This is a genomic window from Caballeronia sp. NK8 (assembly GCF_018408855.1).
Taxonomy (GTDB): Bacteria; Pseudomonadota; Gammaproteobacteria; order Burkholderiales; family Burkholderiaceae; genus Caballeronia.
Genome location: NZ_AP024323.1, coordinates 588,316 through 601,218 on the forward strand (window position 1 = coordinate 588,316; position 12,903 = coordinate 601,218).

At 64.0% G+C, this 12,903-nt stretch carries 12 protein-coding genes; 4 read left to right on the forward strand and 8 right to left on the reverse strand.

Annotated features, from left to right (window positions below; all coding sequences use genetic code 11):
• Nucleotides 1–25: 25 nt before the first annotated feature.
• Both NK8_RS17370 and NK8_RS17375 read right to left on the reverse strand, forming a co-directional pair.
• Entirely contained in the window at nucleotides 26–1,729 is a 1,704-nt protein-coding gene (locus tag NK8_RS17370; protein WP_213230218.1) for a penicillin-binding protein 2, read from the reverse strand.
• Nucleotides 1,730–1,756: 27 nt separating this feature from the next.
• Nucleotides 1,757–2,596: an arylamine N-acetyltransferase gene (locus NK8_RS17375; RefSeq protein WP_213230219.1), complete on the reverse strand. Its 840-nt coding sequence runs from the start codon at nucleotides 2,594–2,596 to the stop codon at nucleotides 1,757–1,759.
• A 207-nt stretch (nucleotides 2,597–2,803) separates the two neighbouring features.
• Between NK8_RS17375 and zwf the strand changes: the two genes are divergently transcribed.
• The 3 genes from zwf to NK8_RS17390 all read left to right on the forward strand — a co-directional run bounded on the left by zwf (nucleotide 2,804) and on the right by NK8_RS17390 (nucleotide 6,099).
• Nucleotides 2,804–4,369 carry a glucose-6-phosphate dehydrogenase gene (zwf, locus tag NK8_RS17380; RefSeq protein WP_213230220.1) on the forward strand — a complete coding sequence of 522 codons (1,566 nt, stop codon included), beginning with the start codon at nucleotides 2,804–2,806 and terminating at the stop codon, nucleotides 4,367–4,369.
• An 81-nt stretch (nucleotides 4,370–4,450) separates the two neighbouring features.
• Nucleotides 4,451–5,215: an ROK family protein gene (locus NK8_RS17385; protein ID WP_213230395.1), complete on the forward strand. Its 765-nt coding sequence runs from the start codon at nucleotides 4,451–4,453 to the stop codon at nucleotides 5,213–5,215.
• The gene (locus NK8_RS17390; RefSeq protein ID WP_213230221.1) at nucleotides 5,215–6,099 is read left to right on the forward strand and encodes an HAD family hydrolase; all 885 of its coding nucleotides are present in this window, start codon (nucleotides 5,215–5,217) and stop codon (nucleotides 6,097–6,099) included. Before NK8_RS17385 ends, NK8_RS17390 begins: the two co-directional genes overlap by 1 nt.
• Nucleotides 6,100–6,250: 151 nt before the next feature.
• On the opposite strand, the gene infA is transcribed toward NK8_RS17390, so the two are convergent.
• The 6 genes from infA to NK8_RS17420 form a co-directional block, all read right to left on the reverse strand.
• Nucleotides 6,251–6,517, reverse strand: a complete 267-nt coding sequence (infA, locus tag NK8_RS17395) for a translation initiation factor IF-1 (RefSeq protein ID WP_061174359.1) — start codon at nucleotides 6,515–6,517, stop codon at nucleotides 6,251–6,253.
• 454 nt (nucleotides 6,518–6,971) lie between these two features.
• A complete protein-coding gene (gene corA, locus NK8_RS17400) occupies nucleotides 6,972–7,949 on the reverse strand; it encodes a magnesium/cobalt transporter CorA (protein ID WP_162067347.1) in 978 nt (325 codons plus the stop codon).
• A 167-nt stretch (nucleotides 7,950–8,116) separates the two neighbouring features.
• Nucleotides 8,117–8,554 (reverse strand): polymer-forming cytoskeletal protein, encoded by a 438-nt coding sequence (locus NK8_RS17405; protein WP_162067348.1) that lies wholly within the window; start codon nucleotides 8,552–8,554, stop codon nucleotides 8,117–8,119.
• Nucleotides 8,555–8,600: 46 nt separating this feature from the next.
• The gene (locus tag NK8_RS17410) at nucleotides 8,601–8,966 is read right to left on the reverse strand and encodes a hypothetical protein (RefSeq protein WP_213230222.1); all 366 of its coding nucleotides are present in this window, start codon (nucleotides 8,964–8,966) and stop codon (nucleotides 8,601–8,603) included.
• A complete protein-coding gene (locus tag NK8_RS17415; protein WP_162067350.1) occupies nucleotides 8,953–9,903 on the reverse strand; it encodes a M23 family metallopeptidase in 951 nt (316 codons plus the stop codon). Before NK8_RS17415 ends, NK8_RS17410 begins: the two co-directional genes overlap by 14 nt.
• Before the next feature lie 286 nt (nucleotides 9,904–10,189).
• Nucleotides 10,190–11,164, reverse strand: a complete 975-nt coding sequence (locus NK8_RS17420; RefSeq protein ID WP_213230223.1) for a LysR family transcriptional regulator — start codon at nucleotides 11,162–11,164, stop codon at nucleotides 10,190–10,192.
• A gap of 201 nt (nucleotides 11,165–11,365) precedes the next feature.
• Here NK8_RS17420 and NK8_RS17425 point away from each other — a divergent pair, with 201 nt between their 5' ends.
• Nucleotides 11,366–12,898, forward strand: a complete 1,533-nt coding sequence (locus tag NK8_RS17425; RefSeq protein WP_213230225.1) for a CoA-acylating methylmalonate-semialdehyde dehydrogenase — start codon at nucleotides 11,366–11,368, stop codon at nucleotides 12,896–12,898.
• Nucleotides 12,899–12,903: the final 5 nt, after the last annotated feature.

Consider the following 12,903-nt stretch of genomic DNA (forward strand, 5'->3'; position numbering starts at 1 on the left):
AAGGGCCGCGCCCGTCTGCCTGCGATCATGCGTCGGGCGGCACGCCGAGCAGCGGCAGCGCCGCGCCGACGATGCCCGAGAACACCGGTCCGGCGACCGTCCCGCCGTAGTAGGTGCCGCCCGTCGGCTCGTCGATCATGACGGCGACGATCACGCGCGGATCGCTCATCGGCGCGATGCCGACGAAGGACGCGCGGTATTTGTTCGCCGCATACGAGCGCCCGACCTGCTTGCGCGCCGTGCCGGTCTTGCCGCCCACGCGATAGCCTTCGACCGCCGCCGCGCGACCCGTGCCGTGGTCGCCCGTCGCCAGTTCGAGCATGCTGCGCACGGCCTTCGCGGTCGCGGGCTTGGTCACCTGCGGCGAGTCGCGGCGCGTTTCGCCCTGGATCAGCGTGGCCGGGTGAAAGCGTCCGTCGCCGGCATAGGCGGTGTAGATCTGCGCGATCTGCACGAGCGAAAGCGACAGCCCGTAACCGTAGGCCATGGTCGCCTGCTCGATCGGCTTCCAGCGCTCGGGCGAGCGCAGACGGCCGGTTGCGGCGCCCGGGAAGGTCAGCTCGGGCGCGCGGCCGATGCCGTATTCGCGGTACTTGTCCCAGATCGTCTGCGCGGGAAGCTGCAGCGCGAGCTTCGTCAGCGCGACGTTGCTGGACATCTGCACCGCTTCGGCCACGGTGATGACGCCGTGATTCGAGGTGTCGTGAATCACGTTCGGACCGAGCTTGAAGGTGCCCGGCCCCGTGTCGATGCGCGTGTCCGGGCGGACCTTGCCGAGGTCGATCGACAGCGCGGCGACGAGCGGCTTGATCGTCGAGCCGGGTTCGAAGGTGTCGGTGAGCGCGCGGTTGCGCAACTGCTCGCCGGTGAGCCGTGCGCGATCGTTCGGATCGAAGCTCGGATAGTTCGCGAGCGCGAGCACTTCGCCGTTCTTCGCATCGAGCACGACGACGCTGCCCGCGCGCGCCTTGTGCTTCACGATCGCCGCCTTCAGTTGCGTATGCGCGAGCTGCTGGATGCGCCGGTCGATCGTCAGTTGAATGGTCTCGCCGTTCTGCGGCAGAGCCGGCTCGCCGATCTGCGAGATCACGCGCCCGAGCCGGTCGCGGATCACTTCGCGCTGGCCGGCTTCGCCCGTCAGGCGCGCGTCGGCGGCGAGTTCGACGCCTTCCTGCCCGTGATCCTCGTTATTGGTAAAGCCGACCACGTGCGCCGCCGATTCGCCTTCGGGATAAAAGCGCTTCGTATCCGGCGCGAGCGTGATGCCCGCGCGGCCGATCTGCGCGATGCGCTCGGCCGTTTCCGCTTCCACCTGACGCTTGAGCAACACGAACGCGCGGTTCCCGTCGATGCGCCGCTGCAGGTCTTTCGGCGGCATGTCGAGCAGGCGGGCGATCTCGTTGCCGTGGTCGCCGTCGAAGAGCTTCGGCGTCGCCCACACTTCGTAGGTGGCGAGACTCACGGCGAGCATCGCGCCGTTGCGATCGACGATGCGCCCGCGCGTCGCCGAAAGCGCCAGCGTGCGCTGATAGCGCTTCTGTCCTTCGCCGATGTAGAACTTGTGATCGATCACCTGCACCCACAGCGCGCGTCCGGCGAGCGTCAGAAAGGCCGCCGTCACGCCGATCAGCACGAAGCGCGAGCGCCATGCGGGCAGCCGGTTCACGAGCACCGTGCTGCGGTGATGCGTCTGGAAATCGCTGCCGCCGCGCGTCTTCTTCTTGAACATCGTCGTTGTGTGATTAAGCTTGGTGGGTCAGGGAAGCCGTGCGAGCGCGGCATCGAGACCGTCGCTAGCGGGCAGACGAATGCCGATTTCGCTTTCGAGCACGCGGCGCAGCTCGGCCACGCTCTCCAGTTCGCGATGCTCGCTGCCAGCGTGTTCGTCGTGCGCGGAAAAGCGCCGGTTGAACAGGCCGAAACGTTTGCCCGGCGCAAGACGCGCGGCAAGCAGGTTGTGCACGAAAACCGACTGCGGGTAGGTGGACACGAAATGGTTCGCCATTTCGTAGTCGGCGTCATACTGCGCGTCGAGGTCGAAGCGATAGACGGGCGTCCACGCGCCGTTCACGAGCGCCTGCAGAATGAAGGCGGGTGGCTCGTTACCGGCATCGTCCAGACGGAACGCGCCGTGCGGCGTGATCTGCTCGATGCCCGTCTGAAGCGGCAGCGGCGCCGAGAGCGTCATGCCGCCGAAGCCGACATCGGTGAGGAAGGTGCCTTCGTCGAGGTCAGCGAGCAGCAGCATGTGCGTGCGCGCCGGCATGTCCGCCGCTGCATCGCGGCCCCACAGGACGCGGCCCGCGAAGCTGCGCACGCGAAAACCCAGCGTCTGCAGTACGCTGCGAAACAGCAGGTTGTGTTCGTAGCAATAGCCGCCGCGCCGGTTCGCGACCAGCTTCTGCTGGATCGACGCCAGATCGAGCCTGACTGGCTGGCCGAGCAGCACGTCGAGGTTTTCGAAAGGAATCGCCTGGGGATGCAGCAGATGCAGCGCCCGCAAGGTGTCGAGCGTCGGCGCGGGCCGCGTGGGTCCGCCGAAGCCGATGCGTTCGAAGTACGCGGTAAGGTCGATGGAAGTGTCGTGTGCGTTCATGCGGAGTGTCGGCCTTTGATTCGTTCGATGTCGCAGGGTGCGCGAGCGCAGACGCAAGCGCGCATATTTTACGACACGAAAGGTTATAAATTACAAAACGTATACGTTTTTCGATGCAAGTGCCTGTGACGCATTGTTCGAATGAACTGTGCCGCATCGATGAAGGTCTTTCCAGATTCACGCGCAACTGACAAGGGGCGATACGCCATGCCGAAAGAAGCGAACGAAGCGAACGAAACGAACCAATCGAATGAAGCGAAGCCGGCGAGCGCAACGTGCGCCGGCAAACATCCCGCGCCGCCGTGCACACTCGTGATCTTCGGCGCGGGCGGCGATCTCACCAAGCGGTTGCTGATGCCGTCGCTCTACAACCTGTCGGCCGACAAGCTGCTCGACGACGGCATGGAAATCATCGGCGTGAATCACGGCGAGCGCGAAACCTCCGAATGGCGCGACGAGCTCACGCAGTCGCTGCGCAAGTTCGCCGCGGACAAGGCCGCGACTTTCCACTTGTCGCAACTGAACGAAGACGCGTGGAACTGGGTCGTCGGCAGGCTGGAATACTTTCCGGGCGAGTTCGAAGAAGACGAGACCTTCGCGCGGCTCAAGGCGCGGCTCGCGAGGGCGAAGTCCGGCAACGTCATGTTCTACCTCGCGGTGGGCGCGCGCTTTTTCCAGCCGATCATCGAGCATCTCGGCGCAGCGGGCATGCTGGAAGAGAAGGACGGCAATTTCCGGCGGCTCGTCATCGAGAAGCCGTTCGGGACCGATCTCGCGTCCGCGCGGGAACTCAACGGCTGCATTCTCAAGTACGCGGACGAGTCGCAGGTGTATCGGATCGACCATTTTCTCGGCAAGGACACGGTGCAGAGCATTCTCGCCGTGCGCTTCGCCAATGCGATGTTCGAGCCTGTCTGGCGGCGCGAGTACATCGACAACGTGCAGATCACGGCGGCGGAGACGATCGGCGTGGAAGGGCGCGGCAAGTTCTACGAGCAGACCGGCGCGTTTCGCGACATGCTGCCGAACCATCTGTTCCAGTTGCTCGGCATGGTGGCGATGGAGCCGCCCAATTCGTTCGATGCCGAATCCGTGCGCGACCGCAAGGCCGAAGTGTTCGATGCGATCCGCCCGCTGACGGCGAACGATGTCGTGCTCGGCCAGTACGAAGCCGGACCGGCGGGGCCGGGCTACCGGGAAGAAGAGGGTGTGGCGAAGGACAGCCGCACCGAAACCTATGCGGCGGCGCGCGTGTACGTCGAGAACTGGCGCTGGGCGGGCGTGCCGTTCTATCTGCGCACGGGCAAGCGCCTGACCGAACGGCGCACGGAAATTTCGGTGCAACTGAAGGCCGTGCCGTTCCTGCTGTTCCGCGACACTCCCGTCGATGCGCTCACGCCGAACGTGTTCACGCTGCGCATCGATCCCGCGCACGGCACAAGTTTCGACTTCAACGTGAAGGTGCCCGGCCCGCTGATGCAGATCGGCAAGGTGCGTTCGACCTTCAACTACGCCGACTTCTTCGCGGAGCGCGCGAACGTCGGCTATGAGACGCTGCTCTACGACTGCATGCTCGGCGACGCAACGCTGTTTCAGCGCGCGGACAGCATCGAGACGGCATGGGCTGCGGTGGATCGCGTGCTGCATCCGGACAGCCCGCTCGCCGTCCACGGCTATGCGGCGGGCAGCGCGGGACCGGAAGAGGCCGATGAACTGCTGGCGCAGGACGGCCGCAAGTGGCGCGCACTGACCGATACGCGCAAGCAGGACTGAACTCATCCAACAAGGACAACGAGCGTGAGCACAGAATCCAGAACCAAGCAGAAAACGCACGTCACGGCGGACAAACTCGCGATCAAGGCCGAGCGCATTCTCGCGATCGATATCGGCGGGACGGGGCTGAAAGCGGCCGTCATTTCCGAGGACGGCCAGATGAAGAGCGATCGTGTGCGCGTGGCGACGCCGCATCCGGCGAAGCCGGATGTGGTCGTCGAAACGCTGATCGAGCTGGTGACGCCGATCGTCACCGAACCGCCGACGCATATTTCCATCGGCTTTCCGGGCGTCGTGCGCGACAACGTCGTGCTGACCGCGCCGAATCTCGGCACGCCGGCCTGGCGCGGCGTGCCGCTCGCGCAACTGATCTCCGCGCGTCTTGGCGGCATGCCCGCGCGCATGATCAACGATGCGGAAATGCAAGGACTCGCGGCGATCGAAGGGCGCGGCATCGAGATGGTGTTGACGCTCGGCACCGGCGCGGGCACGGCGCTCTTTCGCGATGGCGAGCTGATGCCGCATCTCGAACTCGCGCATCATCCGGTCGCGAAGGACAAGACCTACGACGAATACGTCGGCAACGCGGCGCGCGAAAAGGCGGGCAAGAAGCGCTGGAGCCGTCGGGTGGAAAAGATCATCGGCATTCTGGCGACGCTCGTGAACTATGACCGTCTGTGGATCGGCGGCGGCAACGCGGCGCACATCAAGTTCAAGCTGCCGGACAACGTGGCGATCGTGTCGAACGCGGCGGGCATCGAAGGCGGCGCGCGGCTGTGGCATCCGCGCTCGGTGCGCGAGACGCGCCAGTTGCCGCACTTCAATCGTCGTGAGGAGACGAACTGATGAACGCGCAAGGCAAGTACGGCCTGCACAGCGCGACCGGCGACGGCGCGGCGGCCTTCGAGGCGCTCGCCAAAGTGGAACTCGTTGTCACCGATTGCGACGGCACGCTGCTCTACACCGACAAGGCGCTCGGCGAGCCCGCGAAGGACGCCGTGCGGCGTCTTCAGGACGCGGGCGTGCGCTTCACGGTGGCGAGCAGCCGGCCGGGCAAGGGCATGCGGCATATCGTCGAGGCGCTTTCGGTCGATATGCCTTACGCGTCGTACAACGGCGGCAGTCTGGTTCGGCCGCGCACGTGGGAAGTGCTGTCATCGCACAAGCTGCCGCGCGATGTCGTGCAGACCTCGCTCGAAGCGCTCGCCGCCGCGAATGTCGACGCGTGGGTGTTCATCGACGATGCGTGGTATCTGACCAATCCCGACGCGACCTACGTGCCCCTGGAGACGCGCACTGTCGGCTACGAGGGGGTACGCGTCGCGCGCTTCGACGACATCGATCTCGCTGCGGTCGACAAGATCGTCGGCTCGACGGCCGATACGGTGCTGCTCGCGCGCGTCGAAAGCGGCTTGCAGAAGCAACTGGAAGGGCGCGGTCACGCGGCGCGCTCGCAGACCTATTATCTCGATGTCACGAGTCTCGAAGCCAACAAGGGCACGGCGGTGCGCGAACTCGCGCGGATCGCGAACGTGCCGCTCGAACGCGTGGCCGTGCTCGGCGACATGGGCAACGACATGGCGATGTTCGAGATCGCGGGCGTGTCGATCGCGATGGGACAGGCATCGGACACCGTGCAGCGTCACGCGAGCCTCGTCTCGAAGAGCAACGACGAAGACGGCTTCGCGATCGGTATCAATGCGCTGCTGGCGGCGCGCGGCGCGGCTTGAGGAGAGAGGGGGCATCGACGCGTGGCACAGCCAGATGGCCAAGCGGCCGCGTCGAAGTGCAGGATGATCCGCGAGTGAATTCAGAAGCGCGTGCTGCGGATCGGGCTCACGCTCGTTGCTGCGGTCAGGACGTCAGAGTGTTGCGCGGCGCTTAACGGCGGCGCATCGGCGGGCGCGGGCCACCACCGCTTGCACGCTCGTCCTTGTGACGGAAATTGATACGGCCTTTGGTCAGGTCATACACCGACAGTTCCAGCGTGACGCGATCGCCAGCGAGAATGCGGATGTGATTCTTGCGCATGCGGCCCGAGGCGTACGCGCCCACGACGACGCCGTTGTCCAGCGTGACGCGATAGCGGCTGTCGGGAAGCACTTCGTCAACGATACCGTCGAGTTCGATCAGTTCTTCTTTCGCCATATGGAGCTCCTGTTGTGATTGATAATAGGTCCCGCCGCGCATTCGCACCAAAGAGGAGCCGCGCAGCGTTGCACGAAGGCATCGTCGCTGCGCGGCACGAGAGGCGATGTAACGCGTGGCCTGACGCGCCCTGCACGACTGAACGTGATGCGAGCGCGCCGCGTCTCTCTTTCAGGCTCACTGTGAGCTTGACGGCATAGGCCGGAAAGACAGGGCGAACCGCAATTGCGGCGCGCCGTGGCCGGCATGTCCGGGACGGCGACATCGGCGAGCAGCAAAGCCGACGTGCGGGTTGAAACGTGTTCTGCGTTGAAGCTGCGGAAGTTAGCGCGCCTGGCGTGCTAACGTCATGTGCGGTCGATGGCCGATTTTGCAAGGCCAAAGCGCTATTCTCGCGCAAATCGATTGATTAGACAACTAATTTCGCCCTAAGGTTCCGTAAATGCGGGCAGCGCTACAGCCATCCCGCCTTCCTGAAGCGCCAGTAAAGCACCAGATCGACGACAACCATCACCGCTAGACAGGTCGGATAGCCATATACCCAGTCGAGCTCCGGAATCGATTTGAAGTTCATCCCGTAGATGCCGGCGATCATCGTCGGCACGGCGAACAGGGCGGCGAACGAGCCGAGGCGCTTGGTCACTTCGCTTTCCGCCAGCGCGATCAGGCCGAGATTCACCTGAATCGCCGTGACGATCATTTCACGCCGTCCCTCGATGGTCTTCACGATGCGCAGCAAATGGTCATACACGTCGCGGAAGTATTCCTGCATGCCCGAACACACACCAGGCGAGCGCCCGCCATACAGTTTGCTGACGGCTTCGAGCAGCGGCGCCGTATGGTGTTGCAGAATCGTCATGCGGCGCTTGAGCGAATACAGATCCTCGATGATCTCGCGCGACTCCACCGAGCCCTTCTGCTCGAAGATGCGCTCTTCCACTTCGTCCACTTCCGCGCCGAGGGTCTCAAGCACGGGAAAGTATCGGTCGACGACGGCATCGAGCAGTGCATACATCACGAACGCCGGCCCGTGCTTGAGCAGATGCGGTTCGCGCTCGCAGCGCTTGCGCACTTCCTGAAAGCCTTGTGTCGTGCGGTTGCGCACCGAGAGAACATAGTTCCGGCCGACGAACACGTTCACCTCGCCGACGAGCACTTCGCCTTCTTCATCGAACTCCACGGTGTGAAAGACCGCGAACAGCGAATCGCCATATTCCTCGATCTTCGGCCGCTGATGACCGTGCTGCGCATCCTCGACGGCCAGCTCGTGCAGACCGAACTGCTGCGTCATGTGCGCGAGTTCGCCGGGACCAGGCTCCTTCAATGCAACCCAAATGAAAGAGTCGGGCATGTCGCGATACGCGTTGATCTCGTCGATATGCACGTCCGCGAGCTTTCGGCCGTTCTGATAAGCCGCGCAATTGACCAGCATGGGGGCGCCCTTGTTATGTATTTCGATGTCACCGGCCACGCGTCGATGGGCGCTCGAAGTCGCGATTCGCTCGGGGCGCGAGCGCGTGGCCTCCATCTATCGAATCTTAGCTGGACATGCGCGGTGTTGCCAACGAGCGTCGATCACCCGTTGCTCGCTGCTTATGCTCAGCTCGCGGCGAGATCGACGCCGTATTCGGGCGGCGCGGGCAGCGTCGGGATATGCGTGGACTGCGTATCGATCCGGGTGAGCTTGCCTTCGACCGTCGCACCGATATCCATGCGCAACTGCTGGTAGTAGATGTTGCCGAGCACGCGCGCGTTGGACTGAAGTTCGACGAAATGCGAGACGGTGACGTCGCCGGTCACGCAGCCGTTGATGATGACGTTGTACGCGTTCACATTACCGCGAATCGCGCCCTGATCGCTGACGACGAGCAGTGTCTCTTCGCCGGGGCGTCCGGAGACATTGCCCGTGACCTGTCCGTCCATGCGCAGGCCCTCGCTGAACTCGAGATCGCCCGAAATATGGACGTTATGCGCGACGAGCGTCGCGAGCTTGGCCATCTTGATGCCGTTGGATGTGCCTTTCTTCGATGAAAACATGTCGAGTCCTTGCGATGCGGTAAAGGGTTGCGCGAAGAGCGTGCGCTCAATCGGGTTTGTGCTGTTTCGTGAGGAAGGCGAGATCGGTCTTCAGGCGCTGGATCTCGGCGGTGCTGTCCGCCACGCGCTGTTCGAGCGATGCGCGGCTCGCCGCTTCCTGTTCGAGCGCGAGTTGCGCGTGCGCGAGCTGGTCGCGCAGCGTCTGTTCCGAGGCGGGCGGCGCGCAGAGCGCGTCGAACTTGCGCACATCCTCATGCGAGCGCTTGAGCGCGAAACCCGCAGCGCCGAGCGCGGCGACGGCGCATGCGGCGGCGATCAAACCGAGCCAGACGCTTGCGCCGCGCTTGGGCGTGAGCGAATAGGACTGGCGAGTGAGTTGCAGCGACAGCCGCTTCGAGTCAACTTTGCGCATTGGGCTTGCGCTTGAAGAGCGCGAGATAGGACGATGGATTGATCTGCGCGCCGTCGACGATCACTTCGAAATGCAGATGCGGGCCCGTGGAGCGCCCGGTCGAACCGACTTCCGCGATCTCCTGTCCGGGCATCACGTAATCGCCGGCTTTCACGAGGATGCGCGATGCATGCCCGTAGCGCGTCACCATGCCGTTGCTGTGACGAACATCTACCGCGAAGCCGTAGCCGTTGCGCTCGCCAGCCTGAATGACGCGTCCACCCGCGCTGGCGAGAATCGGCGTGCCGGTGGGCGCGACGAGATCGAGGCCGGGATGAAAGCTGAGATGCCCGGTGAACGGATCGAGACGGTTGCCGTAGGGCGAGCCGCTGCGCGCGCCGGGCGCGGGATTGCGGCCGGGAAACGCCATGTACGCGGCATAGTGCGCAAGCGTCTGCGTCTGCAGTTGGGACACTTCGTCGTTCAGGCAGTCGATGATCCGTTGCGTGCCCTTCAGACGCTGGCGAGGCGTGCCGTGGCCAGCACGCTCGATATCGCATAGCCGGGGCGGCAGCGCCGGGCCGCCGGCGCCGTCGAGCGACGCCGCCGGCTCCTCGGTGTCGGGCAGCGGCGGCACGTCGTGCACGCCCGGGGTGCCCCCCGTGCCGCGAGCGGCCTTCAGACGGTCGTCGAAATTGTGCAGCTCGTTCACCTGCGCGGACAGCCCTTCGACGCGCGGCGTCAGCTCGATCAGCGCGGCCTGGAGACGCCCGAGCTCTTCGATCTCGTACGAGCGGCGCGAAATCAGCGCCTGTTCCTCGCCGAGATGGCTGCGTGCGAACATCGTGCCGATCGCGATGCCGAGCGCAAGCGCCGCCACCAGCAGGGTGATGGCGCCGATGATGGCGATCGCACGCGCGGTGCGCGCTTCGACGAAACGGATGCGCTGGCGGGACATGGTCCGCCGTGACCAGATGACGAAAGCCATCAGCGCGCGCGGCGGCGTGTCAGGCCGACGGAAAAAAGAATAAGAAAAATCACGGGGATGGAGTGCGCCGCGCTCTCCACGGCAAAGCAATGAAACTGGCCGGCGATTATGCCGGATGCTTGGCGCGCTTTTGATGTTTCACGAGGACATCGAAGCAAAATTCCACGAATTATTCGGGTCAAATTTTGTGTCGCGCGAATGCGCGTTCGCGCTTAACACGTTCGCGTCATCGTCAGTGTCAAAAATTGCCTGTTAATCAGGATGACTTTACGTCGACCCACGCCATATGTGTATCGTTGCCCATCAGAAAGGCGCGGTTCGCTTCGGCCGCTGCGCGCAGATAGTCCCATACCGCCGTGATGCGCTTCAGCTTGCGCAGATCCTCGCGGCAGGAGAGATAAAAGGCGCGCGTCACGACGATCTCTTCCGGCAACACCGCCACGAAGCGCGGATCGGGCGACGTCATGAAGCACGGCAGGATCGCGAGCGCGCGGCCCTGCAGCGCCGCGAAGTATTGCGCGATCGCGCTCGTGCTGCGCCAGCGCGACACCGCGCCCGGCACCGCGCGTTCGAGATACAGCAGTTCGTAGCTGAACGCGAGATCGTCGATATAACTCGCGAAGCGATGATGCCGCAGATCGTCGCTCGTGCGGATCGGTTCGTGCGCGTCGAGATATTCGGTGGTCGCGTAGAGCTTGAGCCGGTATTCGCACAGCTTCGTATAGACATACTGGCCTTGTTCGGGTCGCTCGAGCGTCACCGCGATATCCGCCTCGCGCTTGGAGAGGCTCACGAAATGCGGCACCGGCAACAGGTCGATGGAAATGTTCGGGTGCGCGTCCTGAAAGCGCGCGAGCTGCGGCGCGAGAAAGAAGCAGCCGAACCCTTCCGTCGAACCGACGCGCACATGCCCGGACAGCGCGTGTCCCGTATTGGCGATCTGTTCGGTCGCGGACTGCACCGTGGTCTCGATCGAATCGACGAAGCCGAGCAGCCGCTGGCCTTCGGCGGTCAGAATGAATCCGCCGCTGCGCGACTTGTCGAACAGAAGCGTGCCGAGCGCGTCCTCGAGCGCGCGCACGCGCCGCGCGACCGTCGTGTAATCGACGCCCAGGCGCTTGGCCGCGCCGCTCGCGCGCTGCGTGCGGGCGACTTCGAGGAAGAAGCGCAGATCGTCCCAGTTGAGCCGGGAGAGATCGAACTTGCCGGTTGGCATGGCCTTTTTTTGCATATCGATCGGGTGTTTTTATAGTGCCATGATGGACTTTTGCATAACTATACTCAAGGGAACGAGCGTGCAGCAATGCAGGCGGATTTCTATAAACGGAGACGACATGCCCTTTCCCCACGGCACCGAACCGGTGTCCCGTCTGCGCGTCTTCGCCTTTCATCCCGATCTTGACGTTGCAACTTTCCACACAAGGAGTGACTCGTGAATATCGCTGCTGAACATCCGGCGCAGAGTGCGTCCGTCCGTACGGCCAAACTGCTCATCGACGGCCAGTTTGTCGATTCGAAGACGACCGAATGGCGCGACATCGTCAATCCCGCGACGCAGGAAGTGGTCGGCCGCGTGCCGTTCGCGACGGCGGACGAAGTGAACGCCGCAGTCGCCGCCGCACACAAGGCGTTTCAGACCTGGCGCACGACGCCGCTCGGCGCGCGCATGCGGCTGATGCTCAAGTTTCAGGATCTGGTGCGCCAGAACCAGAAGCGCATCGCGCAGACGCTGACGGCCGAGCAGGGCAAGACGCTCGCCGATGCCGAAGGCGACATCTTTCGCGGCCTCGAAGTCGTCGAGCATGCGTGCTCGATCAGCACCTTGCAGCAAGGCGAATTCTCCGAAAACGTCGCGGGCGGTGTGGATACCTACACGCTGCGTCAGCCGATCGGCGTCTGCGCGGGCATCACGCCGTTCAACTTCCCCGCGATGATCCCGCTGTGGATGTTCCCGATGGCGATCGTCTGCGGCAACACCTTCGTGCTGAAGCCGTCCGAGCAGGACCCGCTTTCGACCATGGAGCTCGTGGAACTCGCGCTCGAAGCGGGCGTGCCGCCGGGCGTGCTGAACGTCGTGCATGGCGGCAAGGAAGTCGTCGACGCTATCTGCACGCATCCCGATATCAAGGCGATCTCGTTCGTCGGCTCGACGGCCGTCGGCACGCATGTCTACAACCTCGCGAGCCAGCACGGCAAGCGCGTGCAGTCGATGATGGGCGCGAAGAATCACGCCGTCGTGCTGCCCGACGCGAACAAGGAGCAGACGCTCAACGCGCTCGCGGGCGCGGGTTTCGGCGCGGCGGGACAGCGCTGCATGGCGACCTCGGTGGCGGTGTTCGTGGGCGCGTCGAAGGACTGGGTGCCGGAACTCGTCGAACGCGCGAAGACGCTCAAGGTCAACGCGGGCGTCGAACCGAATACGGATGTCGGCCCGGTCGTATCGAAAGCGGCGAAGGAGCGGATTCTCGGCATGATCGGCCGGGGCGTGGAAGAGGGCGCGACGCTCGCGCTCGATGGCCGCGATATCGACGTAAAGGGCTACGAAAGCGGCAACTTCATCGGCCCGACGATCTTCACGAACGTGAATACCGACATGTCGGTCTACAAAACGGAGATCTTCGGCCCGGTGCTGTGCGTGGTCGAAGCCGACACGCTCGACGACGCCATCGCGCTCGTCAACCGCAATCCGATGGGCAACGGCGTCGGCCTCTTCACGCAGAGCGGCGCGGCGGCGCGCAAGTTTCAGAGCGAAATCGATATCGGTCAGGTGGGCATCAACATTCCGATTCCGGTGCCGGTGCCCGCGTTCAGCTTCACGGGTTCGCGCGGCTCGAAGCTCGGCGATCTCGGCCCGTACGGCAAGCAGGTCGTGCAGTTCTACACGCAGACGAAAACAGTCACCGCGCGCTGGTTCGACGACGCCACCGTAAACGACGGCGTGAACACGACCATCTCGCTGAGATAAGAACA